Below are 25157 nucleotides of genomic sequence, written 5' to 3'. Positions count from 1 at the left end.
TTCGGTGGTTATAGCGTAGGGGAAACGCCCGGTTACATTCCGAACCCGGAAGCTAAGCCTTACAGCGCCGATGGTACTGCAGGGGGGACCCTGTGGGAGAGTAGGACGCCGCCGAACAAATATTGAAAAAGGCCCACACCTTAAAGGTGTGGGCCTTTTTGTTTTCTCCGACTACCGTGGCCCGCATGACCTATGTGATCCGGTCCGTCCGTGCTGATGAGTGGCCCGCGGCGAGGGAACTGCGGCTCGTGGCGCTGCAGGACCCGGTGGCGCACCTTGCCTTCCTGGAGACGTACGAGGAGGCGGTGGGCAGGCCGGATTCCTTCTGGCAGGAGCGGACGGCCGGTGCCGCGGAAGGGGCGGACGCGGCTCAGCAGATCATCGCCGAAGGGCCGGACGGGCAGTGGGTGGCGACGCTGACGGTGCTCGTGGAGGAGCCCGGGACGACGGACTGGGCCGGCTTTCCCGTGGAGCGGAAGCAGGGCCATCTGGTCGGCGTGTTCGTACGGCCCGAGGACCGGGGGAGCGGCCTGACCGAGGTGCTGTTCGACGCGGCACTGGAATGGGCGTGGGGGCGGGGTCTCGAGCGGGTGCGGCTCATCGTGCACGAGGAGAACGGGCGGGCGCAGCGGTTCTATCGGCGGGTGGGGTTTGTGCCCAGTGGAGTGATCGTGCCGCTCGGGGACTCCGGTGAGCGGGAGTTGGAGTTCGTGCTCGAGCGGGAGTGACGGCCGCGAGGGCCTAGACCGGCAGTTCGTCGTGCGGCCAGCGGGCGCGGCCCTGCTCGCGGGACCGGAGCAGGGCCAGGGTCGGCATGCCCCGGTCCGCTCCGGTGGCCAGCAGCTCCGGGAGCTGGGGAAGCGGGGCCACGGCCGCGACGTCGTCCAGGACGAGCGTCAGTGGTGGGTCGAGGCGACCGGCCGATGACCGTTCGGCCATGTGCCGGCCGCGCTCGACCACGCTGGAGACGAGGGCCGTCAGGAGGGGCATCGCGCCCGGGCTCGTCCTGGGGTCCTCGATGGATTCCCCCACTACGTAAAGCGTTCCCCCTTCGTGGAGGAAGGAATCCAAGGTGAGGGCATCAGTTCGGTTGGGAGTGCAGGCCTCGCGTACGTTGACCGTGGAGAGGGCCGCCAGGGCGCGGGTCGTCAGCTGCTGGGCCATGTCCCGGCGTTCGGGGTGGGCGGTGAGGGCTCCTTCGAGTTCGCCCGCGGAGCCGGGAGCCGCCTTGGGGTTCGTACGGAGGATGCGTACGGCGTCCTGGATCTGGGTTCCCTGGGACCAGCGGTGGACGTGGCGGATGGTGCGGCCGTCGACGGCCGCGGCGTGCAGGTAGCTTCGCAGGAGCAGCTGGGCCGTGTCGCTGAGGGCCTGGTCGAGTTTGGCGGTGGGGCGGACCGGGGTGAGGAGGGCTGCTGCCCTGGCGGTTGCCGTCTTCTTGTCCTCGCAGCCTTCGGTCGGCGACCAGTGGAGGCGGGACGGGGTGTCGCAGAGGTGGGTGGGGTCGAAGAGCAGGGCGGGGCCCAGTTTGGCTCTTCCGTCTTTGGTGTCCTGCCAGAGTGCCGGGTTCGAGGTGACGACGAGGGCCGGCCCCTCCGCGTCGCGTACGGCCTGGGCGGCCGTGCTCTGGCGGGTTTCCATGGGGGCCACCACGACCTTTTCCCGCCCGCCCGCCTGTTCCTGGCCCGACGGGGAAGCCGGGGCCGTGGGCTGGGGGGCTTGGCGGGGTGTCGGTACGTCGCGTGGCACGGCTGTGGACCCAGGGTCCGGTGCCGGTGTCGGGGCCTCGTGTGTGGTTCCGGCCGGTGACGTCGGCGGTTGCTCCTGCGCCGTGGCCTTTTCCGTCCGGCGTCCGGCGCGGACCGCTCGCCATCGGGCCAGTGTGCCCATCACGAACACCACCAGGACGACCAGGACCATCAGCTGCCCGATGAACAGGCCCCAGAACAGGCCGTAGCCGGAGAGTTCGCCGGCGGGTGTGTCGGGCCAGGCGCCGGGGATGTCGTGGGGCTGCGCCACGAGGCCCCGCATCGCCAGGGGGGTGCGGGTGAAGGTGACGCCGGACGGCCAGGAGCCGTGGGCGAACCAGGCGGCCAGGCCGGTGGCCGTCCACACCAGCAGGGTCATGCCGAGGAGGAACACGAGGAGGCCGACGAGCAGGCCGTCGGGGATGCCGCCCTGGTGGTCGCGATGGGTGCGGCGGTCGTCCGGTCTCACGCGTCTTCCTTCCCCTGCGCCTTACGCCACCGTCGACTCGGAGTCGCCCAGGTGGTGCTCCACGAAGGCCGCCGCTCGTTCCTCCGCCTCGATTTCGGCGGCGCGCAGGGCGTCGTCGGCGAGGTCGGCTGAGGACTCGGTCATCGCGCGGTCGGTGAAGACCAGGGGGCGTTCGGTCTCGGTGACCAGGTGTTTGACGACCTGGACGTTGCCGTTGACGTCCCACACGGCGATGCCGGGGGTGAGCGTCGGGATGATCTCGACCGCCCAGCGGGGCAGGCCCAGGACGCGGCCGGTCGCCCGTGCCTCGTCGGCTTTCTGGGCGTAGATCGTCCTCGTGGAGGCCATCTTCAGGATCGCGGCCGCCTCTTTCGCCGCCGCCCCGTCCACGACGTCCGACAGGTGGTGGACGACCGCCACGAACGACAGACCCAGTCGTCGGCCGAACTTCAGCAGGCGCTGGAACAGCTGGGCGACGAAGGGGCTGTTGATGATGTGCCAGGCCTCCTCGACCAGGAAGATGCGCTTCTTCCGGTCGGGGCGGATCCAGGTGTGCTCCAGCCACACGCCGACGATCGCCATGAGGATCGGCATGGCGATGGAGTTGCGGTCGATGTGGGACAGGTCGAAGACGATCAGCGGGGCGTCCAGGTCGATGCCGACCGTCGTCGGGCCGTCGAACATGCCGCGCAGGTCACCGTCGACGAGCCGGTCCAGGACCAGGGCGACGTCCAGGCCCCAGGCCCGTACGTCGTCTATGGCGACGTTCATGGCCTCGGCCGACTCGGGCTCGGGGTGGCGCAGTCGCTCGACGATGTCGGTGAGGACCGGCTGGCGTTCGACGATGGTCTCGTTGACGTGGGCGTGGGCGACCTTCAGGGCGAAGCCGGAGCGCTCGTCGAGGCCGTGGCCCATCGCGACCTCGATGATGGTCCGGAGCAGCGCCAGCTGGCCCGTGGTGGTGATCGCGGGGTCCAGCGGGTTGAGGCGGATCCCCATGTCCAGGGCGGCCGTCGGGTCCAGGCGGATGGGCGTGATGCCCAGCTCCTGGGCGACGAGGTTCCACTCGCCGACGCCGTCCTCGCCCTGGGCGTCCAGGACGACGACCTGGCGGTCGCGGAAGCGGAGCTGGCGCAGGACGTACGTCTTCTCCAGCGCCGACTTGCCGTTGCCGGACTCGCCGAGGACCAGCCAGTGGGGGGCGGGGAGCTGCTGGCCGTAGAGCTGGAAGGGGTCGTAGATGTAGCCCTTGCCGGAGTACACCTCGCGGCCGATGATGACGCCGGAGTCGCCGAGGCCCGGGGCGGCGGTCGGGAGGTAGACCGCCTGTGCCTGGCCCGTGGACGTGCGCACCGGGAGCCGGGTCGTCTCGACCTTTCCGAAGAGGAAGGACGTGAAGGCGTCGGTGAGGACGGACAGCGGGTCCCGCATCAGGTCCTACCTCCGAATGCCGGTGGCGAAGGGAAGGGTGTTCACGAAGGCGCGGTGGTGCTCACGGTCGCACCACTCCAGCTTGAGGTACGACTTGCCGGCCGAGGCCCTTATCGTCCGCTTGTCGCGGGCGAGGGCGTCGGGGGAGCGTGAGGAGACGGTGATGTAGCCGACGAGGTTGACGCCGGCGGCGCCGCTGGCGAGGTCCTCGCCGCGCTGGTCGAGCCGGGAGTTGGCGGCGACGTCGCGCGGGTCGACGGTGCGGTTCATCTTGGCGGCGCGGGACGCCTCGGCCTCGTCGTTGGTCTTCTCGGTCAGCATGCGCTCGATGGCGACCTCGGTGGGTTCGAGGTCCATGGTGACGGCCACCGTGCGGATGACGTCCGGGGTGTGGACGAGGAGCGGGGCGAGGAAGTTGACGCCGACGGGGGTCATCGGCCACTCCTTCACCCAGGCCGTGGCGTGGCACCAGGGGGCGCGGGTGGAGGACTCGCGGGTCTTGGCCTGGAGGTAGGTGGGCTCCATGGCGTCCAGCTCGGCCGGCCAGGCGTTGCGTTTCGTCATCGCCTGGATGTGGTCGATGGGGTGGTCCGGGTCGTACATGGAGTGGATCAGCGAGGACAGCCGGCCCTGACCGAGGGGCTGCCGGACGCGGATGTCGGCCTCCTGCAGGCGTGAGCAGATGTCGGTGAGCTCGCGGGCCATGACGACGGCGAGTCCGGCGTCCCGGTCGACCTTGCCGCCGTGGGCGCGGGCGGCGCGGGCCATGGCGTTCGCCTCGGCGGCGAGTTCGCGGGTGTAGTGCATGCAGGCGACGAGGTAGGCGCGGTGCTGCTCGCTGCTGGTGGACACCATCGACTGGAGCTGGTCGTAGGAGTGCTGCAGCCACGCCGGTGATTTGTCGTCGCCGCGTACGGCCACGTCCTTGGCGTGGGCGTCCGGGTCGGCGGGGAGGGTGCGGGCGAGCATCTGGAGGCGGGTGACGAAGCCGTCGCCGTTGGCCACGTGCTTGAGCAGGGTGCCGAAGCGGTCGACGAGGGCCTCCTGGTCCTCGCTGTCGCGCAGGCCGACGCCGGGGCCCTCGATCTCGATGGCGGCGGTGACGGTCTTGCGGTCGGCGTGCAGCAGTACGGCGATCTCGTCCGGGCCGAAGGGTGCGGACAGCCAGGTGATGCGGCCGATGCCCGGGGGCGGGCCGACCTCGATTTCCCTGCCGTCGAGGCGGGTGCCGGCCTCCACCGCGGTGGAGCGGTAGGTGGCGCCCTGCTTGAGGGTGCGCTTGTAGCTGCGGTTGATCTCGAACCACTTGTAGAAGGTGCGGTGCTTGTACGGCACGTACACGGCGGCCAGCGCCAGCATCGGGAACCCGGCGAGCAGCACGATGCGCAGGGACAGCACGGGGACGAGGAGCCCGCACATCATGCCGAGGAACGCGCCCACGACGATGAGGGCGATCTCGCCGCTCTCGCGGTTGCGGCCGATGATCGCGTTCGGCCGGGCGCGGCCGATCAGATACGTACGGCGGGGCGTGACCGGATGGGACACGTGGGACTCGGTCGTCAACGCCCTTCACCTCCCGTGCGGTTGGTACTGCTGTTGCGGGTGCTGCTGGCGTGCGGGGTGTTGACGGGGCTGCTCGAACGGGGTGCGGGTGCGGCGGAGGGGACAGATCCGCCGCCGCCGTTCGAGGTGCGCCCGCTGTGTGCGGCGACTCCGCCGGAGGCGGGGTTGCTGGGGCGGGGAGCGGAGGACTGGCTGCCTCCGCTGTTGTTGTCGGCGCGGGAACTGTGGGTCTTGATGCCCTGCGCGACGAGGGTGGCGGGGGAGCTGATGACCGCGGCGGCCTTGCTCTCGGCGCCTTGCATGAGGCGGTTGTTGCGGGAGCCGGCGATCTCGTCGCCGAAGCCGGGGACGAAGCGGTAGATCATCGCGCTGGCGAAGATGGCGAGCAGGATGATGGCGAGGCCGGAGACGACGGCGGAGAAGGCGTCGGGGCCGTCGCCGGTGGACAGGGCGCCCGCGAGGCCGAGGACGATGACGATCACCGGCTTGATGAGGATGACCGCGATCATGATGCCCGCCCAGCGGCGGACGTGGCCCCAGAGGTTCTTGTCGACGAGGCCGGCGTAGACGACGGTGCCGAGGAGGGCGCCGACGTAGAGGAGGGCGGCTCGGATGACGAGCTCCAGCCAGAGGACGCCGGCGGCGAGGATGCTGACCAGGGAGACGACGATCAGCATGATGGGGCCGCCGCCGATGTCCTCGCCTTTCTTGAGGGCCTCGGAGAAGGTGCCGAAGAACGCGTCGGTCTGGTCGCCGGTGGCCTTTGCCAGGACCTCGGTGACGCCGTCCGTCGCCGATACGACGGTGTAGAGGATCAGGGGGGTGAAGGCGGAGGCCAGGACGGTGAGCCAGAGGAAGCCGATGGCCTCGGAGAGGGCGGTGGTCAGGGGCACGCCGCGGACGGCTCGCTTGGCGACGGCGAGCAGCCAGAGCAGCAGCGTGAGGATCGTCGACGCGGCGAAGACGACGGCGTACTGCTGGAGGAACTTGGGGTTCGTGAAGTCGACGTTCGCGGTCTCCTTCACGGCGTCGCTGAGCTTGTCGACGGTCCAGGAGGCGGCTTCGGCGCAGCCCTTGGCGAGGGAGGAGAGGGGGTCGAGGGTGGAGGTGGGGTCGAGGGAGGGCCTGCCTCCGCCGGTACCGCTGCCGGTGTCTCCCTCGCACCTTTCCCTGACTTCGCCCCCTAGCAGGTCGCACGCGTTGTTGCTCGGCGACGGGGAGGGCGTGGGGGCGGCGAGGGCACGGGTGGCCAGCAGGACCGTGGCCGCCTGCAGTGCTGTGACCGCGGCGCCGAGCTTGAGTACGTGATGCCTAGCGGGCATAGGTGAAACCTCCGTACTCCTCGACGGCCTTGGTCATGTCCTCCGCGGTGGAGGCTCTTTGGTCCCGCCCGACCGGGACCGGACCGTCCTTCTGGGTGAAGTCGGTGACCTTCCAGTCCCCATCGACCCACTTCAACTGGTAGGTCGTCGTATACCAACTCTCGGTCACGGGGTTCTTGGAACCCTCGCCCGACAGACCGAAGAGGGATGTGTACCAGAGCTCGACGGCGGCGGTGCTGCCGCTGTAGGACGTGACTTTGGTACCGACGGGGATGACGCGCGAGACGAAGGTCTGACCGCTGGGCGCGACGCCGTCCTTGTTCAGGCCGATCTTCTCGAGGAAGCTCTCTCGGGAGTACACCTGGTCGAACGCCGGCAGCTGGGCGGCAGCGACGTCGGGTGCGTACACCGTGTTGACGATGGCATGCCGCTTCTGGGCGTCGTACATGTCAGCCGACCCGAGGGCGGTGCCGTAGTTGGTGGCTGCGGACTGGGCGCCCTGCTCGTTGTGGGCGTAGCCCGTGGGGATGTTGTCCGTCTTCGCCTGCACCGGCCGCTCCCCCGAAGGTGCTGTCGCCGCCGTCTCCGGTTTGTCGGCGCTGCTGTTGGAGGAGGAGTCGTCGTCACCCCGGTTCGCGAAGGCGATGGCTGCGATCAGGAGGACGACGACGCCGACCACCGAGACCAGGCTGCGGGAGGACGAGCGGGGGGCGCGGCGGGACGTGCCGTCGGTGTCGGGCAGGCGGGTGCGGGTCTGGCCCGTGCCGCCGTAGCCGCCGGACGGCTCGTGCTCGTCACCGAGACTCATGCCGCGTACGCCCCCTCGACGTCGTGCGGAGACACTTCGTACTCCTCGTACGACGGTAGCCGTGCTGGTTCCCGCGCGGGCGCGGTGTGGTGACTCGACATCAGGGAAACGCAACCTCAGCCGGTGGGCACGACGGGCGGGTGGGACAAGGGGGAGGAGCCGGGCGCGCCCGGCCGGTGCGGACGGCGCCCGGCCTACACGGCCATGCCGTACACGATGGTGAAGAGCGTGCCGAGGGAGCCGATGATGAAGACTCCTGTGAGGCCGGCGATGATGAGGCCTTTGCCCTGTTCCGCGCTGAAGGTGTCGCGCAGGGCGGTCGCGCCGATGCGCTGCTTGGCAGCGCCCCAGATGGCGATGCCGAGGCAGAGCAGGATGGCCACCGCCATCACGACCTCGATCATCACCTTGGCCTCGTTGCCCAGGCTGCCGAAGGGGCCCCAGTCCGGAGCGATCCCGCCGATGATGGTGTTGATGTCTCCCTTGTCGGCCGCAAAGAGCATGTAAGTCACCGCCCCTGTTGGGTAGTTCCGCACCCTCTGCGGTGGTGCAGAGGTCAGGCCTCATTCTCGCCGACGATGACGCTGTCGGATGTCGACTTGGCGTCATTGATTGGCGGGTTTCGTACGAATACCTTGCCACCGTTCCGCTCCGGCCCCTAAGGGAGGCGACGGACGGTGCGCGAAGGATCGTATGGTAACTCTGTGTATCACGGCAGGTCACGCCGGGCAATGAGGCCTGAGCGGAACCTGGTGTGTGGTTCCGTCGTTGTGCCCTCTGTGGCTTTTCTCACCTTTTCGGGCGTTTTCCGGCGGCCGGTCGGGTGAGGGGCCGCGCCGGTGTTCCCGGGTGAAGGCTACCTGGGATGGGGAACCGGCCCGCTGAGCCGGGTATCCCCGCAGCGGGATATCCCCTTGGCTCCCGGCCCGATTGCGGCGGGCCGGGAGCCGAGTAGGCGGGCAGCGGGGCGTGTGGCCCGGTCGCCTGCGGGGGGCTCAGTAGCGGTGCTTCTCGAGCACTCGGAAGCTTCCTACGAGCGCGAACGGCACCGTGGTCCCGTCGAGGACGATGGTGCCGGGGATCGCGTTGCTGGAGCTGTGGGGCCCGACGGTCGATACGGCGGCGCCGTTGTCGCAGGTGATCCCGTTGAAGAACTCGATGGTCCGGTTGCTCTCGTTCCGGACGTTGAAGGTGGTGGCGGGGCTGCTGATCACGGCGGTGCACCGACCAGGGTCGGCCGAGTAGGTCCGCTCGTTCACGTGGACCTGGCCGTTGTCGTTGTCGTGACCGTTGTCGTTGTGGTCGAAGTGCGTCTGGCCGTCACCGCCGAAGGGGGCAGAAGCCGCAGCATCCTGCATGGCCGGGGTGGACTGCGGGACGGAACTGGAAGCCGAGGCGTAGGTCACGCCGGTTGCGGCCAGGGCCGCGATGCCCACCGATGCCACGATCGCGACGGCGACACGCTTCCGCGTTCCACTTCTCCTTCTCTCAGCCATTCCTTTTCTCCATCTCTGAGGGATGTCAGCCGAGCAGCCGACCATGAATGAACATACTTGTGCCGATTTCTGTCGCAACCTCAGAAATGTCGGGGGGTGACGGGCGGGAGCCGATCGGGTGGCCGCAGTCCTGAGTGGCGTGCTGTGATGTCGAGTCAAATGGCTTGTGAGTCAAGGGAATTCGGCGGACGCACTGGGCCGGGCGGGAGTGGCCTGACGGACTTTCACTCCGCCGCTGGCGCGTCGTTCGTTGATAAGGCCTCAGGCATCGGCTACCGAGGGTCTCGCGGTGGGGCGTCGAGGGGGCGCGCCGTGCGTTTCGGCCGTTCTCCGTCTGCCCCGACTCTCCTCTTCGTGATCATTCCTGAGGCCGGGCGCCGCCTCTACACTGACGAAGCGTTGGACTCCGGGGCGGCGAGGGGCGGTTGACGGTGCGTAAGGCCTGGATCGTGGCGAGTGTTGCGATCAGCTCCGCGCTGGCCTTCGTGATGCTGCTCGTCGTGGGGGTCTACCTCGTCGCCGGGAACCTGGTCAACGGCATGGGCGGCGGAGCGAAAGCGCTGGCCAAGGGGTCGGTGCCCGCCGCGTACGCGGCCCTCGTGCAGAAGTGGGGCAACCTGTGTCCCGCCATCAGCCCGGCCCTGCTCGCCGCCCAGCTGTACCAGGAGAGCGGATTCAATCCGAGGGCCCAGAGCCATGCCGCGGCGCAGGGGATAGCGCAGTTCATCCCCGGCACGTGGGCCTCGCACGGCATCGACGGGGACGGGGACGGGGACCGGGACGTGTGGGATCCGAAGGACGCGATCCCCTCCGCCGCCTCGTACGACTGTGAGCTCGCCTCGTACGTGAAGCACGTTGGCGGAAATCAGACGGAGAACATGCTGGCCGCGTACAACGCGGGGGCGTACGCGGTGATCAAGTACAGCGGCGTGCCGCCGTACAGCGAGACGCGGAACTACGTGAAGAGGATCACCACCCTCTCGGAGAGTTTCGCGGCGCCCGTGGGGCGGGTCGATCCCTCCCAGCAGGCCGCCGGCGCCATCGAGTACGCGCAGTCGAAGCTCGGCACGCCCTACCTCTGGGGCGGTACCGGCACCGCTGAGCAGGGCGGACGGTTCGACTGCTCGGGGCTGACCCAGGCGGCGTACGCGAGCGTGGGCATCAAGCTGCCGCGTGTGGCCAACGACCAGTACAACGCCGGGCCGCATCCCTCGAGGGGCGAACTGCTGCCGGGAGACCTCGTGTTCTTCTCGGACGACCTCACCAATTCCCGGGCCATCCGGCATGTCGGCATTTATGTCGGTGGTGGGTACATGATCGACGCGCCGCGAACAGGCGCCGTGATCCGGTTCGACCCGATCGACACCCCCGACTACTTCGGGGCCACCCGGGTCACCGAAGATGGCGCGAAAGCGCTCCCCACGACGGTGTGAGCCGAGCGTGTGCCTACCCGCTGAGCTGCGAAGACGTATCTCTCTTCGATAACGTCTACGTGATCATTCGGTGGAGTGTGGAACGCATCAGCGGGGACCGTGCGTTCCTGGTGACGTAGCCGAGCGGACGTCAGTACGGAAGCGGGTCTACAGCCACGGGGGTGGCAGAAGCGGCGCACACACCGGTGCGCCATGAGAGACGACGAAGGGGCCGCAGCACCATGGCTGGACTCGCCGAATCCGGGTCGAACCCCGACGTCGACCTGCTGTACGACATCAATGGCCTGGCCAAGGACGCGCCGCCGTGGTTCGACCGGGTCATGGAGTTCGTGGGCGAGTACGGGCTGTTGCTCGCCATCGTCCTGCTCGTGCTGTGGTGCTGGTGGACCGTGCGGCGCCGTGGGGACGAGGACGCGGCGTCGTCCGTCGCGGCGCTGGTCTGGGCGCCGCTCGCGGCGGGCATCGCCGTGCTGGTCAACGTGCCGATACGGGGGTTCGTGGAGCGGCCCCGGCCGTTCCTGGACCACCAGGGGCTCGAAGTGCTCGTCAGTGGCAAGACCGACTACTCGTTCGTGAGCGACCACGCGACGCTCGTCATGGCGATGGCGGTCGGGCTGTTCGTGGCCAACCGGAAGTTCGGGTTGGTCGCGCTGGTCCTTGCGGTGTTCGGCGGGTTCATCCGGGTGTACATGGGTGTGCACTATCCGACGGATGTCGTGGGTGGGTTCGCGCTCGGTACGGCTGTGGCGCTGCTGCTGTCGCCGGTGGCCATGGCTCTGCTGACGCCGGTTGTGCGGGCGGTGGAGCGGTCGCCTCGGGTGGGGTGGGTCGTTCGGGCCGGAGGGCGGCGTGGAGGAGAGGGAGACGCGGTGATTCCTGGAGCTCGGAGTGAGCGGGCGCCGGAGGCGTCTGAGAGGGACCTTGCCGCTTAGCTGGTGCTGGGTTGTTGGTGCTGGGGGGTGGGTGCGCAGCTCGGCGGTGCGAGGTGCCGCTGCGCCCACCCTCCCCCAAGCTCTCGGCTTCGCTCGAGCAGGGGGACCCCCATCGCCCCAGCGGCACGACTGCCCGCAGCGGCGGCGGTCTCTACAGGGCCTGTGGGTAGGTGAAGAAGCGGTTCGGGTCGTACTGGTGCTTCAGTTTGGTCAGGCGGGTGGCGGCGTCGCCGTAGTACGCCTTGCGCCAGTCGGTCAGGGTGGGGTCCGTGTAGTTCTGGTAGGCCGCGCCCGAGGCGTAGGGGCGCATGGACTTGTGGGTCGAGGCCAGCCAGTCGCGGGCGGTGGAGCCCGTCGTGCCCGGGCGCCAGGCGGCGATGTACTGGGCCAGCATGCGGGAACGGCGGTGCACGAACGCCGTGGCGGTCGGGGCGACGCGGTTGACCGCTCCGCCCAGGGCGGTGAGCGCGATGCTGCCCGTGCCGCCGCGTACCGACTTGATCTGTGACAGCAGGGTGCGGATGCCGGCCGCGGAGAGGGAGCGGTCGTAGAAGTCCGACGCCGCGGCGTACGTCTCGCGGCCCAGCGCGCCCTTCGGGGAACGGCCCGGGGTCGAGCCGGGCAGGTGGCACTGGGCGTCCGTCGGGAACGACGAGCAGCCGGCGTACACCTCCATCGACTCCTCGTACGAGCGGCGCTTCAGGGAGACGCTGCTCGCCGGGGCGCCGACGCGGTCGGCGAGGCGGTCGACCGCGTTCTGGAGTTCGCCGTAGGTGCCGAGCGAGAAGGCCGCGACGGAGACGGTCGGGTTGGTGCCGGGAGCGCTCGCGAGGTGGAGGGACGACCAGATCTCGTCGGGCTGTGCCGGTCCCCACTCCTGCCAGGCCTTCAGCACCGCGGTCGCCTTCGACCAGGGCCAGGACAGGTACGCCGAGACGCCCTGGGGGGCCGGGTGGGTCTTGAAGCGCAGTTCCGTCACCACACCGAAGTTGCCGTTGCCGGCGCCGCGCAGGGCCCAGAAGAGGTCCTTGTTCTCGCGGGCGTCGGCGGTGAGCTGCTTGCCGTCCGCGGTGATCAGGGTGGCCTGGGTGAGACTGTCGCAGGTCAGGCCGTAGGCGCGGGAGACCACGCCGTGTCCGCCGCCGAGGGTGAGGCCGGAGACGCCGACGGTGGGGCAGGAACCGGCGGGGATGGTGACGCCCTTGGCCGCGAGGGCGCGGTAGACGTCGATGAGTTTGGAGCCGGCGCCGATCACCGCGGTGCTGCCGGTGGCCCGGACGCGGTTGAGCTTCGAGACGTCGATGATCAGACGGCCGTCGCCGGAGGACCAGCCGGCGTAGGAGTGGCCGCCGTTGCGGATGGCCACGCGCAGGGCGTGGGCGCGGGCGTAGGCCAGGGCCGTGCGGATGTCGTCCGAATGTGACACGTAGGCGACCGCCGCGGGCTTGAGGCCGTCGAAGCGGGTGTTGTACAGCTGGCGGGCTGTCTGCCAGGCGGCGTCGCCCGGGCGGACCAGGGGGCCGTCGAGGTCGCGGGCCAGGGCGGACCAGTTGGCGGCGGAGGCCTTCGTGTGCGCGACCGTGGCGGCTGTTCTGGTGGTGGGAGAGGTCCCCGAGCGGGTGTCCGACTGCGTGCAGGCGGTGGTGAAGGGGGTCGCGGCCGCGGCGATGCCCGCCGTGCCCGCGGTGAGGAATGTACGCCGTTCCATGGGGCCTCCCGGTGGTTCCGTCCTGGGAGACGGGATGGTGCGGGCAAGGGTTCCACGGGGCGGGCGGGGGTTCCATGGGGCGGCCTGACGAGCGGCGCGGGGTGACGGACCGGTGGTCAGCCCGCCCGGTGCTTCTCCGCGTCCGTGCGGGCCTGGCTTCTCGCCCGTCTCGCCGGGCCGCGCCAGCCGCAGGTGCACAGGGCCATGCAGAAGCGCCCCTTCTCCGCTGTCGTCGTGCGGTGTTCCGGCCCGTCGTGCTGCGCCACGCCGACAACGTTACCCAGCGCGGGTGAAGGCTTCGGCTCCGGCTCTCGCGGGCTCGCGTGACGGGCGCAGATACCGGTCGTTAACCGGGCAACAAGGGGGCCCGTGACGGACGTACCGGCTGGGGGGTAGGCAGGCGATGACTGGGCGGCAGCGGGAACGGCGGCGCGGGCGGACCGGTGCGGCGGTCGTCGCAGCCGGGGTCATGGCGGTGGTGGGGCTGGGAGCCGGCGGGTGTGCCGGGGGCGACGCCGTCGCCGGGGATTCCGGTCGTGGGGACGCCGTCGCCGTGCTGCGCCAGGCAGCCGACCGGCTGGTGGAGGCGGGGAGTTCGAAGGCCCGGACGTCGATGGAGATGGCCACCGGCGGGACCCGGGTGACCATCCGCGGCGCGGGGGTCTACGACTACCGCAAGCGGATGGGGAAGCTGCGGGTGCTGCTGCCGCAGGACCCCGCGGGCGCCACCGAGCACCGGCCCATCACCGAACTGCTCACCCCCGGGGCGCTCTTCATGAAGAACCGGGGTGCCGGAGTGCCGCCGGACAAGTGGGTGCGGGTGGAGACGCGGTCCCTTTCGGACGGCAACCTGGTCACCGGCGGGGCCACCGATCCGTTCGCGGCGGCCGAGGTGCTGCGCGGGACCCGGTCGGCGACGTTCGTCGGAAGGACCGAGGTGGCGGGCACCGGGGTGCGGCACTATCGGGGGACGGCCGATCTCCAAGCCGCCGCCAAGAGGGCCTCCGACGGCAACAAGCCCTCCCTGAACGCGGCGGCCAGGGGGTTCGCCACGGCCGAAGTGCCCTTCGACGTCTACCTCGACGACCAGGGCCGCATCCGCAAGCTGCGGCACCGGTTCAGTTTCGTGGGCGGCCAGCAGAAGAACCCGGTCGCCGTCGCCTCGACCACGCTGCTCTACCATTTCGGGGCCCCGGCGCGGGTACGGCTGCCGCACGACGACGACATCTACGCGGGCAGGATCGCCGAGGAGTGACCGGCGTGAACTAGCCCGTCCGTGCCATGCGCGGTGCGTTGGCGGCTCCCTACCCTAGGAAGTCGGTAACGGCAGAGATGAGGTGACGCACGTGGCTCCGGTCGGCGGTACGGCAGTTCAGGACCACGTGGCCCTCGCCGAGATCGAGCTGTGCGGAGAGCTGATCATCGCCGCCTCGGCCGCCCGGGAGCGGCTCAGCCTGGAGAGCATCGACGAGGTGCTGAAGGTGGCCGAGGAGCGGGACCCCTCCAGACGCTGAAGCTCCCGGCTCACGTCCGCAGCATGCGGGCGATGGCCTGGGTCGCCTCCTTGACCTTCGCGTCGATCTCGTCACCGCCCTTGAGGGCCCCCTGAGCGGAGCTCTCAATGGCTGCCGTCGCGACACAGTGCCGCAGGTGCTCCTCCAGCAGTTGCAGGGCGAAGGACTGCAGGGCCTTGGTGGAGGCGGAGACCTGCGTGAGTATGTCGATGCAGTAGACGTCCTCGTCGACCATGCGCTGCAGGCCGCGGATCTGGCCCTCGATGCGGCGCAGGCGCTTGAGGTGTTCGTCCTTCTGCTTGTGATACCCGTGTACGCCGTGGTCGTGGGCGGTCATGGTGTCCGTACGGGCATCCGCGGCATCTCCGGCGTTCGTTACGTCGGTCACGTCCGTCATCGCGTCCTCCTGGTGGGCAGTGAGCCGACATATACCCCTGCCGGGTATATGGTACCGAACTTTGCTGGGTATACGCCCCTTGGCCTGAGCCTTGCGTGACGGCCGGATCCAGTCCCTGGACCGCCCCCGTGCTCACCACCGTGAAGGATGGGTGACACTGGTGGGCGGCCCGATAGCCGTGGCCGGATGATGCGCCTAGCATCAGCCTGACCGAAACCGATGCACCCCGAGGACCCCACGTGCGCTTTCGTCTGACCCCCAGGGAGACGAGCTTCTACGACATGTTCGCCGCCTCCGCGGACAACATCGTCACAGGCTCGAAACTCCTGATGGAACTGCTCGGGGCGGACTCATCCGCCAGGGCCGAGATCGCAGAGCGTATGCGGGCAGCGGAACACGCAGGTGACGACGCCACGCATGCGATCTTCCACCAGCTGAACTCCTCGTTCATCACGCCGTTCGACCGCGAGGACATCTACTCCCTCGCCTCGTCCCTCGACGACATCATGGACTTCATGGAGGAGGCCGTCGACCTGGTCGTCCTCTACAACGTCGAGGAACTGCCCAAGGGCGTCGACCAGCAGATCGAGGTGCTGGCGCGCGCGGCGGAACTGACGGCCGAGGCGATGCCGCACCTGCGGACGATGGAGAACCTCACCGAGTACTGGATCGAGGTCAACCGCCTGGAGAACCAGGCCGACCAGATCCACCGCAAGCTGCTGGCGCACCTCTTCAACGGCAAGTACGACGCCATGGAGGTCCTCAAGCTCAAGCAGATCGTGGATGTGCTGGAGGAAGCGGCGGACGCGTTCGAGCACGTGGCGAACACGGTGGAGACCATCGCCGTCAAGGAGTCCTGAGCCCTACATGGACACCTTTGCTCTGGTCGTGACCATCGGGGTCGCGCTCTTCTTCACGTACACCAACGGATTCCACGACTCGGCGAACGCGATCGCCACGTCCGTTTCGACGCGGGCGCTGACGCCGAAGGCCGCGCTGGCCATGGCCGCGGTGATGAACCTCGCCGGCGCTTTCATGGGCTCCGGAGTCGCCAAGACGGTCAGCGAGGGGCTGATCCAGACACCCGTGGGGTCGAAGGGGATGGGGATCCTCTTCGCCGCTCTGGTGGGGGCGATCGTCTGGAACCTCATCACCTGGTACTTCGGGTTGCCCTCGTCCTCCTCGCACGCCCTGTTCGGCGGCATGGTGGGGGCGGCGCTGGCCGGTGGGACGACGGTCTACTGGCACGGGGTGCTGGAGAAGGTCGTCATCCCGATGTTCGTGTCGCCGTTCGTCGGTCTCATCGCCGGTTATCTGGTGATGACCGCGATCATGTGGATCTTCCGGAAGGCCAACCCGCACAAGGCAAAGCGCGGGTTCCGCATAGCCCAGACCGTGTCCGCGGCCGGAATGGCGCTGGGGCACGGTCTGCAGGACGCGCAGAAGACGATGGGCATCGTGGTGATGGCTCTGGTCATCGCGGATGTCGAGGACTACGGCGATCCGATTCCGGTGTGGGTGAAGATCGCCTGTGCGGTGATGCTGTCGCTGGGCACCTACGCCGGTGGCTGGCGGATCATGCGGACGCTGGGGCGGAAGATCATCGAGCTCGATCCGCCGCAGGGGTTCGCCGCGGAGACGACGGGGGCGACGATCATGTTCACGACGGCGTTCATCTTCAAGGCGCCGATCTCGACGACGCACGTCATCACGTCGGCGATCATGGGCGTGGGGGCCACCAAGCGTGTGAACGCGGTGCGGTGGGGTGTCGCCAAGAACATCATTCTGGGGTGGTTCATCACGATGCCGGCGGCGGCGACGGTGGCCGCTGTGTCGTTCTGGATCGTGAACCTGGCGTTTCTGTAGCTGAGCTGGGTTTGTGCTGAGGGCTGGGGGTTGCGCAGCCCGGCGTGGCGGGGTGCCGCTGCGCCCACCCGTGCCGCCCTTAGCGGCACGACTGCCCGCAGCTAGGCTGGATGCGATGCGAAAAGGCCCGCCCCTGGGAGAGGGGCGGGCCCTTTTTCGGCCTCGCGGTGGCACCGCCATGCAGCACCGCGAGGAGTCTCGCGTGCGGATCAGCCGAAGCGGCCGGAGATGTAGTCCTCCGTGGCCTGGACCGACGGGTTGGAGAAGATGCGCTCCGTGTCGTCGATCTCTATGAGCTTGCCGGGCTGGCCCACCGCCGAGAGGTTGAAGAACGCCGTGCGGTCGGAGACGCGGGCCGCCTGCTGCATGTTGTGCGTCACGATGACGATCGTGAAGCGCTCCTTCAGCTCACCGATCAGGTCCTCGATCGCCAGGGTGGAGATGGGGTCGAGCGCCGAGCAGGGCTCGTCCATCAGCAGGACGTTCGGCTCCACCGCGATCGCCCGCGCGATGCACAGCCGCTGCTGCTGACCACCGGAGAGGCCGGAACCCGGCTTGTTCAGGCGGTCCTTCACCTCGTTCCAGAGGTTCGCGCCCTTGAGCGACCGCTCGACGATGTCGGACAGCTCGCTCTTCTTGTAGTTGCCGTTCAGCCGGAGGCCCGCCGCCACGTTGTCGAAGATCGACATGGTGGGGAACGGGTTCGGCCGCTGGAACACCATGCCGACCTCGCGGCGCACCGACACCGGGTCGATGCCCGAGCCGTAGAGGTCCTCGTCGTCCAGCAGGACCTTGCCCTCGACCCGGCCGCCCGAGGTCACCTCGTGCATACGGTTCAGCGTGCGCAGGAACGTCGACTTGCCGCAGCCGGACGGGCCGATGAACGCCGTCACCGAGCGCGGCTCGACGGTCATCGAGATGTCCTCGATCGCCTTGTGGGAGCCGTAGTAGGCGGTCAGTCCGCTTACGTCGATTCGCTTGGCCATTACTACTTCACTTCCAAAAAGTCTGGGGGTCGCTGTGTGGCCCCGCGCGGGGGTAGCCGCAGATTGACGCTTCAGCGACCGGTCTTCGGGGCCTTCCAGCGGGCGATGCCGCGGGCCACCAGGTTGAGGACCATCACGAAGGCGATCAGGGTGAGTGATGCCGCCCAGGCGCGGTCGTACGCCGTCGCCTCGCCCGATCCGTACTGCTGGTAGATGTACAGCGGGAGCGACGCCTGCGCACCGTCGAAGGGGTTGGCGTTAATGAACTTGCTGCCGAAGACCAGCAGCAGCACGGGCGCGGTCTCACCGGCGATGCGGGCGATGGCCAGCATGATGCCGGTGGTGATGCCGCCGATCGAGGTCGGCAGGACCACCTTCAGGATGGTGCGCCACTTGGGCACGCCGAGCGCCAGGGACGCCTCACGCAGCTCGTTCGGGACGAGCTTGAGCATCTCCTCCGTGGACCGGACGACGACCGGCATCATCAGGATCGCCAGGGCCAGCGAGCCGGCGAAGCCGAAGGGCTCCATGTCGAACATCAGCATGATGCTGAGGATGAACAGGCCCGCGACGATGGACGGGATGCCCGTCATGACGTCGACGAAGAAGGTGACGGACCGAGCGAGGTTGCCGCGCCCGTACTCCACCAGGTAGATCGCGGTGAGTACGCCGATCGGCGCGGCGATCAGCGTGGCGAGGCCGACCTGCTGCAGCGTGCCGAGGATGGCGTGGTAGATGCCGCCGCCCGTCTCGGAGTCGGCGACCACGCCCATCGAGTGGGTCAGGAAGTAGACGTCGAGGACCTTCACGCCGCGCTGGACGGTCGACCACACCAGCGAGGCCAGCGGTACCACGGCGAGCAGGAACGCGACCCACACCAGCGAGGTGACCACGCGGTCCTTGGCCTGCCGGCGGTTCTCCACCCGGGCCGCGATGACGTACGTACCGAAGACGTGGAGGAGCGCGGCGATCAGCGCCCACTGGATGCTGCTGTGCAGGCCGGCCGCGGCACTGATGCCGAGTCCCAGCGCGACGGACCCGGCGGCGATGGCCCACGGGGCCCACTTGGGCAGGCGGGCGCCCCGCAGGGTGCTGGGGCGCTTCGGGGTGGTGGTTGCGGTGCTCATGCGTTGGCCCCCGAGTACTCCTTGCGGCGGGCGATGATCGCGCGGGCCGCGCCGTTGACCAGCAGGGTGATGACGAACAGGACCAGACCGGAGGCGATCAGCGCGTCACGGCCGAACTCGGTGGCCTCGCTGAACTTGCTGGCGATGTTCTGGGCGAAGGTGCCGCCGCCCGGGTCGAGCAGGCTGGTGTGGATCAGGAAGTCCGGGGAGAGCACGGTGGCGACGGCCATCGTCTCGCCGAGGGCACGGCCGAGGCCGAGCATCGAGGCGGAGATCACGCCGGAGCGGCCGAAGGGGAGGACCGACATGCGGATCACTTCCCAGCGGGTGGCGCCGAGCGCCAGGGCCGCCTCCTCGTGCATCTGCGGGACCTGGCGGAAGACCTCGCGGCTCACGTTGGTGATGATCGGCAGGATCATGATCGCGAGCAGGATGCCCACGGTGAGCATGGAGCGGGCGGCGCCGCCCTGCCAGGAGAAGATGCCGGTCCAGCCCAGGTAGTCGTTCAGCCAGCCGAAGAGGCCGTTCATGTGCGGAACGAGGATGAGGGCGCCCCAGAGGCCGTACACGATGGACGGCACGGCGGCGAGCAGGTCGATCACGTAGGCGATGGGGCCGCTCAGCCTGCGGGGGGCGTAGTGCGTGAGGAACAGGGCGATGGCGACGGCGACCGGGACCGCGATGATCATGGCGATGATCGAGGAGACGATCGTGCCGTAGGCCAGGACCGCGATACCGAAGACCGGCGGGTTGGCGCCGGTGTTCCACGCGAAGGTGGTCAGGAAGTTTCCGTCGTCCTTGCTGATGGCGAGGAAGGCGCGGTAGGTGAGGAAGCCCGCGATCGCGGCCATGATCACCAGCAGCAGGATGCCCGACCCGCGCGAGAGACCGAGGAAGATCCGGTCTCCGGGCCGGGTGGCCCCACGGGCGGCGCGCTTCTGCTCGGCCGGTGGCGTCTGGGGGGTGGGGGGAGGTGCGTCAGCTATCTGTGTGGTGTCCATCGGGTTCTCCGGTCTGCGGAACCACACGCGCTGTGCGGCTCCTGGCGGCGGTGCACCGGACGGTGCGGCCCGGTCCCCGGTGGGGGGCCGGGCCGCACGCTCAGGTCAGCTCAGGCTCTCGACGGTGGTCCGAACCTTGGCGATGATGTCCTCGGGCATGGGCGCGTAGTCGTTCTCGGCGAGGATCTTCTGGCCGTCCTCCGAGGCCGCGTAGCGCAGGAACGCCTTGACCGCGGGCAGGGTGTCGGCCTTGTTGCCCTTGTCGCAGACGATCTCGTAGGTCACGAGGACCATCGGGTAGGCGCCGTCGGCCTTGGTCCCGTAGTTCAGCTCCAGCGCGAGGTCCTTGCCGGTGCCGACGACCTTGGCGTCCGAGATGGCCTTGGTGGCGTTCTCGACGGTCGCCTCGACCGGCTGGGCGGCGCCGGTGTCGACGGCGACGGTCTTGATGCCGTCCTTGGCGTACGACAGCTCGAAGTAGCCGATCGCGCCCGGGGTCTGCTTGACCTGCGCGGCGACGCCGGAGGACTGCGGAGCGGACTGGCCGCCCTTGGCCTGCCAGGCCTTGCCGCCCTCGTACGGGAAGTCCTTCTTGGCGGTGGCGATCAGGTACTTGGTGAAGTTGTCCGTGGTGCCGGACTCGTCCGAGCGGTGGAACGCCTGGATCTTGAGGTTGGGCAGCTTCGCGTCGGGGTTCAGCTTCGCGATCGCCGGGTCGTTCCACTTGGTGATCTTGCTGTCGAAGATCTTGGCGATCGTGGAGGCGTCCAGGACGAGCTTGTCGACGCCCGGGACGTTGTAACCGACGGCGATCGGACCGCCGACCATCGGCAGGTCGATGCCCTGACCGCCGGAGCAGATCTTCTTCGAGGCCGCGACCTCGTCGGGCTTCAGGGCCGAGTCCGAACCGGCCCACGGGACCTGGCCCTGGGTGAACGCGGTGACACCCGCACCGGAACCGCCGGCCTTGTAGTTGATCTCCACCTTGCAGGCCGCCGAGAACTGCTTGACCCACGCGTCGACGGCGTTCTTCTGCGCCGAGGAGCCGTCGGCGAGCACCTGGCCCGAGGCGTCGTCGCACTTGACGTTGCTGGGCGCGGCGGCGCCGGACGAGCCGCTGCCGGGGTCACCGGTTTCGTCGGAGCCGCACGCCGTGAGGGCCAGGGCGCCGGAGACGGCGAGAGCACCGAGAGCGAGGGCCCGCCGGTTCATGCGCTGAAGCTTCACTTGAGTTCCTTCCAGGAGCCGCCGTCCTGATCGGCGGCGTGCGAGGTCTGGCTGCCACGGACGCGGGACTCGCGGCAGGCGCGGCTCGCGTCGTTAAGGCTGAAATTAGGCAGATCAGGTGAAGCGGCCGATGGGCGCAAATGAACGGGGGGTGAACCCCTGCCGTCGGTTTGGTTAGGTCACGGAATGCTCACGGGGAGAGCACGTGAGCATTCCGCTTTGCGCGCGGGGCGCGCCGCCGGGCGGCGGACGGCGTTATTCCGGTCTACCGGCGGGGTGTGGCCGGTTCAGTACGGCGAGCAGCGCGTCGACCAAGGGCCGGTCGTGCGGCTGGGTGAGGCGGGCGCGGGCAGCGACAGGAGTGAGCCACAGCACCCGGTCCACCTCGTCCGTGGGGGAGAACGCGCAGCCGGTCGCCTCGGCGGCCCAGTAGCGGACCTGCTTGGGGCGGCCGTTCGCCACGTAACGCAGGGTGTGCAGCTCGGGTCCCGGCACGGCCTGGCAGCCCGTCTCCTCCGCCACCTCGCGCAGGGCGCCGGCGAGCGCCTCCTCGTCGCGCTTCAGCTTGCCCTTCGGCCAGGACCAGTCGTCGTATTTCGGCCGGTGGACGAGGCAGAGCTCCAGCTCGCCGGTGACGGGGGAGCGGCGCCACAGGACGCAGCCGGCCGCCTGGACGGTGGTGTCGTCGGGGGAGTCGGCGTTCACGGAGTCGGGGTTCACGGAGTCGCGGTTCACCGGGTGCTCACCGCCTCCTGCTGCCAGGACTGGTGGAACGCGAAGCGCGCCGCCTCCACCTCGTGCCGCTGGTCGGCGTGGAGCACGCCCAGGGCGTACGCCGTGGCCGGGGCGATACGCGGGGTGCGGGCCGCCTGGGCGGCGGCCGCGGCGGCCTCGGAGGCGTCGCGGTGCTGGTTGAGGGCCCGGCCGGCGGAGCGCAGGCGCAGGTCGGCGGGGGCGTCGGGCTGGTTGAGGACGACCTCGCGGGCGTAGCGGTGCAGGCGCAGCAGGAGGCGGACCTGGTGCCACGGGGCGTCCTGCGGGTGCGGGACGGTGTCCGGGGACAGGCCGTGGACGAGGGCCGCGGCGTTGTAGGGGTGGCCGGCGGTGATCAGGGGGAGGGCGGTCACGGCGTCGGTGAGGCGGTCGTGGGCGGCGGCGGCCAGGGGGCGGAGGTCGGTGGTGGTGGCGCCCTTGGTGAGGGGGACCTCGCTGGCCAGGACGGCGACCTTGTCGGCGATGGCGTGGAAGCGGCTGGAGCCCATGGCTTGCAGGGCTGTGGAGTGGGCCCGGGTGCGGGCGAGTGTGAGCTGGCGGTCCAGGAGGGCCCCGGCTTTTGCTGCTCCCACTGTGAGGTTGCTGCGTTCCGGTGTCGAGGTCGGGGGGTTTCGCAGCCCGGCGTCGCGGGGTGCCGCTGCGCCCACCCGTGCCGCCCCAGCGGCACGACTGCCCGCAGCGGTGGCGGTCCGACTGTCCGCAGCGGTGGCGGTCCGACTGTCCGCGGCGGGGTCCGGCCCGGTTCCGGAGAGGCGGTGGAGGGCTGTCAGGAGGCGTTCCAGGCGGGCGGTGTAGGCGTGTTCCATGGCCAGGGTTCCGGAGACCCAGGCCAGTTCGGGGCGCATGGCCTCGCACCAGTCCGTGTCGAGGAGGGCCTGGAAGGTGTGCAGGCTGGAGCTGATGCGGCGGGCCGAGCGGCGCAGGGCCCGGGCCGCGTCGACGGACCCCTCCGAGCCGCTCGCGCCCGCACCGTTCTCCCGGTGCAGACGCAGCGCTCGGAGAAACTCGGTGGCCTGGGCCCTCAGGTAGCCCGCGAGGGCGTCCCCGGTGGGGGCGGGACCGGCCAGGGAATCCGCCGGGTCAAGGTGTCGCTGTGCCACGCCGGCGCCTCCGGGCGTCTATGAGCATCTCCTGGATGTTGCGCAGGGGCTGGCCGTCCGCGTCGGTGGAGTGCCGGGTCCAGTCGCCGTCCGGGCCGAGGTGCCAGGAGGCGGTGGAGTCGGACATGCCGGTCTCCAGCAGCCGGTTCAGAGCTGCCCGGTGGGCCGGGTCGGTGACCCGGACCAGGGCTTCTATCCGGCGGTCAAGGTTGCGGTGCATCATGTCGGCGCTGCCGATCCACACCTCGGGCTCGCCGCCGTTGCCGAAGGCGAACACCCGGGAGTGCTCGAGGAAACGGCCGAGGATCGAGCGGACCCTGATGTTCTCCGACAGGCCCGCCACGCCCGGGCGCACCGCGCAGATGCCGCGCACCCACACGTCCACCGGCACGCCGGCCTGGGCCGCGCGGTAGCAGGCGTCGATGACGGCCTCGTCGACCATCGAGTTGACCTTGATACGGACGTACGCGGGCCGTCCGGCGCGGTGGTGCTGGATCTCCTTCATGATCCGCGAGACCAGGCCGTCGCGCAGCGACTTGGGGGCGACCAGCAGACGGCGGTAGGTCTCCCGGCGGGAGTAGCCGGAGAGGCGGTTGAAGAGGTCCGAGAGGTCCGCGCCGACCTGCGGGTCGGCCGTGAGCAGGCCGAGGTCCTCGTAGAGGCGGGCCGTCTTCGGGTGGTAGTTGCCGGTGCCGACGTGGCTGTAGCGGCGGAGCGTCTCGCCCTCCTGGCGGACCACCAGCGACAGCTTGCAGTGGGTCTTCAGGCCGACCAGGCCGTAGACCACGTGGCAGCCGGACTCCTCCAGCTTGCGGGCCCACTTGATGTTGGCGTGCTCGTCGAAGCGGGCCTTGATCTCGACCAGGACCAGGACCTGCTTGCCGGACTCGGCGGCCTCGATGAGCGCGTCGACTATCGGGGAGTCGCCCGAGGTGCGGTACAGGGTCTGCTTGATGGCGAGGACGTCCGGGTCGCCGGCCGCCTGCTCCAGGAAGGCCTGCACGGAGGTGGAGAACGAGTCGTACGGGTGGTGCAGCAGCACGTCCCGCTCGCGCAGCGCGGCGAAGATGTCCGGCGGGGACGCCGACTCGACCTCGGCGAGGTCGCGGTGGGTGCCGGCGACGAACTTGCGGTACTTCAGCTCCGGCCGGTCCAGGGAGGCGATCCGGAACAGGCCCGTGAGGTCCAGCGGGCCCGGCAGCGGGTACACCTCGGCCTCGCTGATCTTCAGCTCGCGCACCAGCAGGTCCAGGACCTCGCGGTCGATGGACTCCTCGACCTCCAGACGCACCGGCGGCCCGAAGCGGCGCCGCATGAGCTCCTTCTCCAGGGCCTGGAGCAGGTTCTCCGCGTCGTCCTCCTCGACCTCCAGGTCCTCGTTGCGGGTGAGGCGGAAGGCGTGGTGCTCCAGCACCTCCATGCCCGGGAACAGCTCTTCCAGGTGGGCGGCGATGACGTCCTCGATGGGGACGTAGCGGCCCGGGGAGCTCTCCAGGAACCTCGACAGCAGCGGCGGCACCTTCACGCGGGCGAAGTGCTTGTGGCCCGTGACCGGGTTGCGCACGACGACGGCCAGGTTCAGCGACAGGCCGGAGATGTACGGGAAGGGGTGCGCCGGGTCGACCGCCAGCGGGGTCAGGACGGGGAAGATCTGGTGCCGGAACAGGGTGAAGAGGCGGGCCTGCTCCTTCTCCTGCAGCTCGCTCCAGCGGACCAGGTGGATGCCCTCCTCCGCGAGTGCGGGGGCGACGTCCTCGTGGTAGCAGGCGGCGTGCCGGGCCATCAGCTCACGGGAGCGGGCCCAGATCATCTCCAGCACCTCGCGGGGCTGCAGGCCGGAGGCGGAGCGGGTGGCCACGCCGGTGGCGATGCGGCGCTTCAGACCGGCCACCCGGACCATGAAGAACTCGTCCAGGTTGCTGGCGAAGATCGCCAGGAAGTTGGCCCGCTCCAGCAGCGGCGTGTTCGGGTCCTCGGCGAGTTCGAGCACGCGCTCGTTGAACGCGAGCCAGCTGCGCTCCCGGTCGAGGAAACGTCCCTGTGGCAGGGAGACGCCGTCGACCTGCGACTCCTCGTACGCGTCGAGGTCGGCGTCGATGTCGGGTTCCAGGTCGGAGACGGCCGCCGCCACGGTGTGCGGGCGGTGCGCCGCGATGGAGCCCACGGAGGGCTGCGCGTGCTGGACCTGTGCCTGGGTGTTCGGCTGGCTCATGGACCCATTGTTCCGCGCCGCGAGCATCACGGGCGCGTCGGAA

24 protein-coding genes and 1 rRNA gene are annotated in these 25157 nt (G+C 69.5%); 8 read left to right on the top strand and 17 right to left on the bottom strand.

What is annotated here, in order from left to right:
* Together rrf and IE212_RS19685 are read left to right on the top strand one after the other, a co-directional pair.
* Positions 1-117 (top strand): 5S ribosomal RNA (rrf, locus tag IE212_RS19690).
* A gap of 68 nt (positions 118-185) precedes the next feature.
* A complete protein-coding gene (locus IE212_RS19685; RefSeq protein WP_190199180.1) occupies positions 186-728 on the top strand; it encodes a GNAT family N-acetyltransferase in 543 nt (180 codons plus the stop codon).
* Positions 729-741: 13 nt separating this feature from the next.
* On the opposite strand, the gene IE212_RS19680 is transcribed toward IE212_RS19685, so the two are convergent.
* From IE212_RS19680 to IE212_RS19650, 7 genes are all read right to left on the bottom strand, one after another.
* Positions 742-2217: a type IV secretory system conjugative DNA transfer family protein gene (locus IE212_RS19680; protein WP_190199179.1), complete on the bottom strand. Its 1476-nt coding sequence runs from the start codon at positions 2215-2217 to the stop codon at positions 742-744.
* Positions 2218-2238: 21 nt separating this feature from the next.
* Positions 2239-3648 (bottom strand): ATP-binding protein, encoded by a 1410-nt coding sequence (locus tag IE212_RS19675; protein ID WP_190199178.1) that lies wholly within the window; start codon positions 3646-3648, stop codon positions 2239-2241.
* Positions 3649-3654: 6 nt separating this feature from the next.
* Positions 3655-5211: an SCO6880 family protein gene (locus IE212_RS19670; protein ID WP_190199177.1), complete on the bottom strand. Its 1557-nt coding sequence runs from the start codon at positions 5209-5211 to the stop codon at positions 3655-3657.
* Positions 5208-6533: a hypothetical protein gene (locus tag IE212_RS19665; protein ID WP_190199176.1), complete on the bottom strand. Its 1326-nt coding sequence runs from the start codon at positions 6531-6533 to the stop codon at positions 5208-5210. Before IE212_RS19665 ends, IE212_RS19670 begins: the two co-directional genes overlap by 4 nt.
* Positions 6523-7341 (bottom strand): DUF8175 domain-containg protein, encoded by an 819-nt coding sequence (locus IE212_RS19660; RefSeq protein ID WP_190199175.1) that lies wholly within the window; start codon positions 7339-7341, stop codon positions 6523-6525. Before IE212_RS19660 ends, IE212_RS19665 begins: the two co-directional genes overlap by 11 nt.
* A 194-nt stretch (positions 7342-7535) precedes the next feature.
* Complete coding sequence (locus IE212_RS19655; protein ID WP_003991275.1) at positions 7536-7844, bottom strand: DUF8827 family protein; 309 nt, start codon at positions 7842-7844, stop codon at positions 7536-7538.
* A gap of 492 nt (positions 7845-8336) precedes the next feature.
* Positions 8337-8837 (bottom strand): hypothetical protein, encoded by a 501-nt coding sequence (locus IE212_RS19650; RefSeq protein WP_190199174.1) that lies wholly within the window; start codon positions 8835-8837, stop codon positions 8337-8339.
* A gap of 431 nt (positions 8838-9268) precedes the next feature.
* On the opposite strand from IE212_RS19650, the gene IE212_RS19645 reads away from it, so the two are divergent.
* Complete coding sequence (locus IE212_RS19645; RefSeq protein WP_190199173.1) at positions 9269-10270, top strand: bifunctional lytic transglycosylase/C40 family peptidase; 1002 nt, start codon at positions 9269-9271, stop codon at positions 10268-10270.
* Positions 10271-10491: 221 nt separating this feature from the next.
* The gene (locus IE212_RS19640; protein WP_190199172.1) at positions 10492-11202 is read left to right on the top strand and encodes a phosphatase PAP2 family protein; all 711 of its coding nucleotides are present in this window, start codon (positions 10492-10494) and stop codon (positions 11200-11202) included.
* Between the two features lie 151 nt (positions 11203-11353).
* Here IE212_RS19640 and IE212_RS19635 read toward each other — a convergent pair whose 3' ends face one another.
* Positions 11354-12910: an FAD-binding oxidoreductase gene (locus IE212_RS19635; RefSeq protein WP_190199171.1), complete on the bottom strand. Its 1557-nt coding sequence runs from the start codon at positions 12908-12910 to the stop codon at positions 11354-11356.
* Positions 12911-13026: 116 nt separating this feature from the next.
* Positions 13027-13176, bottom strand: a complete 150-nt coding sequence (locus tag IE212_RS19630; protein WP_190199170.1) for a hypothetical protein — start codon at positions 13174-13176, stop codon at positions 13027-13029.
* A 137-nt stretch (positions 13177-13313) separates the two neighbouring features.
* On the opposite strand from IE212_RS19630, the gene IE212_RS19625 reads away from it, so the two are divergent.
* On the top strand, positions 13314-14165 hold the full coding sequence (locus IE212_RS19625) for an SCO4651 family lipoprotein (RefSeq protein WP_190199169.1): 852 nt from the start codon (positions 13314-13316) through the stop codon (positions 14163-14165).
* Between the two features lie 91 nt (positions 14166-14256).
* Entirely contained in the window at positions 14257-14424 is a 168-nt protein-coding gene (locus IE212_RS19620; RefSeq protein ID WP_190199206.1) for a hypothetical protein, read from the top strand.
* Positions 14425-14434: 10 nt separating this feature from the next.
* On the opposite strand, the gene IE212_RS19615 is transcribed toward IE212_RS19620, so the two are convergent.
* Positions 14435-14821, bottom strand: coding sequence for a metal-sensitive transcriptional regulator (locus IE212_RS19615; protein WP_190199168.1), 387 nt, complete (start codon positions 14819-14821; stop codon positions 14435-14437).
* A 239-nt stretch (positions 14822-15060) separates the two neighbouring features.
* Between IE212_RS19615 and IE212_RS19610 the strand changes: the two genes are divergently transcribed.
* Complete coding sequence (locus IE212_RS19610) at positions 15061-15681, top strand: DUF47 domain-containing protein (protein ID WP_142162335.1); 621 nt, start codon at positions 15061-15063, stop codon at positions 15679-15681.
* A 7-nt stretch (positions 15682-15688) separates the two neighbouring features.
* The gene (locus IE212_RS19605) at positions 15689-16687 is read left to right on the top strand and encodes an inorganic phosphate transporter (protein WP_190199167.1); all 999 of its coding nucleotides are present in this window, start codon (positions 15689-15691) and stop codon (positions 16685-16687) included.
* A gap of 209 nt (positions 16688-16896) precedes the next feature.
* Here IE212_RS19605 and pstB read toward each other — a convergent pair whose 3' ends face one another.
* The 7 genes from pstB to IE212_RS19570 form a co-directional block, all read right to left on the bottom strand.
* Positions 16897-17673: a phosphate ABC transporter ATP-binding protein PstB gene (gene pstB, locus IE212_RS19600; RefSeq protein ID WP_184985392.1), complete on the bottom strand. Its 777-nt coding sequence runs from the start codon at positions 17671-17673 to the stop codon at positions 16897-16899.
* A 71-nt stretch (positions 17674-17744) separates the two neighbouring features.
* Complete coding sequence (pstA, locus tag IE212_RS19595) at positions 17745-18800, bottom strand: phosphate ABC transporter permease PstA (protein WP_190199166.1); 1056 nt, start codon at positions 18798-18800, stop codon at positions 17745-17747.
* Positions 18797-19801: a phosphate ABC transporter permease subunit PstC gene (gene pstC, locus IE212_RS19590; RefSeq protein ID WP_190199165.1), complete on the bottom strand. Its 1005-nt coding sequence runs from the start codon at positions 19799-19801 to the stop codon at positions 18797-18799. The genes pstA and pstC overlap by 4 nt, the downstream gene beginning before the upstream one ends.
* Positions 19802-19906: 105 nt before the next feature.
* Complete coding sequence (gene pstS / locus IE212_RS19585; RefSeq protein ID WP_190199164.1) at positions 19907-21028, bottom strand: phosphate ABC transporter substrate-binding protein PstS; 1122 nt, start codon at positions 21026-21028, stop codon at positions 19907-19909.
* Between the two features lie 255 nt (positions 21029-21283).
* Entirely contained in the window at positions 21284-21763 is a 480-nt protein-coding gene (locus IE212_RS19580) for an NUDIX hydrolase (protein ID WP_229864449.1), read from the bottom strand.
* Positions 21760-22902 (bottom strand): CHAD domain-containing protein, encoded by a 1143-nt coding sequence (locus IE212_RS19575; protein WP_190199163.1) that lies wholly within the window; start codon positions 22900-22902, stop codon positions 21760-21762. The genes IE212_RS19580 and IE212_RS19575 overlap by 4 nt, the downstream gene beginning before the upstream one ends.
* Entirely contained in the window at positions 22883-25114 is a 2232-nt protein-coding gene (locus IE212_RS19570) for an RNA degradosome polyphosphate kinase (RefSeq protein ID WP_229864447.1), read from the bottom strand. Before IE212_RS19570 ends, IE212_RS19575 begins: the two co-directional genes overlap by 20 nt.
* Between the last annotated feature and the right edge of the window lie 43 nt (positions 25115-25157).

Source organism: Streptomyces djakartensis (assembly GCF_014651075.1).
In the GTDB taxonomy this organism is placed as follows: Bacteria; Actinomycetota; Actinomycetes; order Streptomycetales; family Streptomycetaceae; genus Streptomyces; species Streptomyces djakartensis.
Note: the sequence above shows the minus strand (reverse complement) of the source record. Positions and strands in the feature narration are given on the sequence as shown.

Excerpts from the sequence above, each read along its gene's own strand:
- IE212_RS19625 (WP_190199169.1), top strand. The coding sequence starts at position 13,314 with ATGACTGGGCGGCAGCGGGAACGGCGGCGCGGGCGGACCGGTGCGGCG.
- IE212_RS19570 (WP_229864447.1), bottom strand. The coding sequence starts at position 25,114 with ATGAGCCAGCCGAACACCCAGGCACAGGTCCAGCACGCGCAGCCCTCC.
- IE212_RS19655 (WP_003991275.1), bottom strand. The coding sequence starts at position 7,844 with ATGCTCTTTGCGGCCGACAAGGGAGACATCAACACCATCATCGGCGGG.
- IE212_RS19685 (WP_190199180.1), top strand. The coding sequence starts at position 186 with ATGACCTATGTGATCCGGTCCGTCCGTGCTGATGAGTGGCCCGCGGCG.
- IE212_RS19660 (WP_190199175.1), bottom strand. The coding sequence starts at position 7,341 with ATGAGTCTCGGTGACGAGCACGAGCCGTCCGGCGGCTACGGCGGCACG.
- IE212_RS19640 (WP_190199172.1), top strand. The coding sequence starts at position 10,492 with ATGGCTGGACTCGCCGAATCCGGGTCGAACCCCGACGTCGACCTGCTG.
- IE212_RS19675 (WP_190199178.1), bottom strand. The coding sequence starts at position 3,648 with ATGCGGGACCCGCTGTCCGTCCTCACCGACGCCTTCACGTCCTTCCTC.
- IE212_RS19635 (WP_190199171.1), bottom strand. The coding sequence starts at position 12,910 with ATGGAACGGCGTACATTCCTCACCGCGGGCACGGCGGGCATCGCCGCG.
- pstA (WP_190199166.1), bottom strand. The coding sequence starts at position 18,800 with ATGAGCACCGCAACCACCACCCCGAAGCGCCCCAGCACCCTGCGGGGC.
- IE212_RS19605 (WP_190199167.1), top strand. The coding sequence starts at position 15,689 with ATGGACACCTTTGCTCTGGTCGTGACCATCGGGGTCGCGCTCTTCTTC.
- IE212_RS19615 (WP_190199168.1), bottom strand. The coding sequence starts at position 14,821 with ATGACGGACGTGACCGACGTAACGAACGCCGGAGATGCCGCGGATGCC.
- pstB (WP_184985392.1), bottom strand. The coding sequence starts at position 17,673 with ATGGCCAAGCGAATCGACGTAAGCGGACTGACCGCCTACTACGGCTCC.
- IE212_RS19665 (WP_190199176.1), bottom strand. The coding sequence starts at position 6,533 with ATGCCCGCTAGGCATCACGTACTCAAGCTCGGCGCCGCGGTCACAGCA.
- IE212_RS19650 (WP_190199174.1), bottom strand. The coding sequence starts at position 8,837 with ATGGCTGAGAGAAGGAGAAGTGGAACGCGGAAGCGTGTCGCCGTCGCG.
- pstC (WP_190199165.1), bottom strand. The coding sequence starts at position 19,801 with ATGGACACCACACAGATAGCTGACGCACCTCCCCCCACCCCCCAGACG.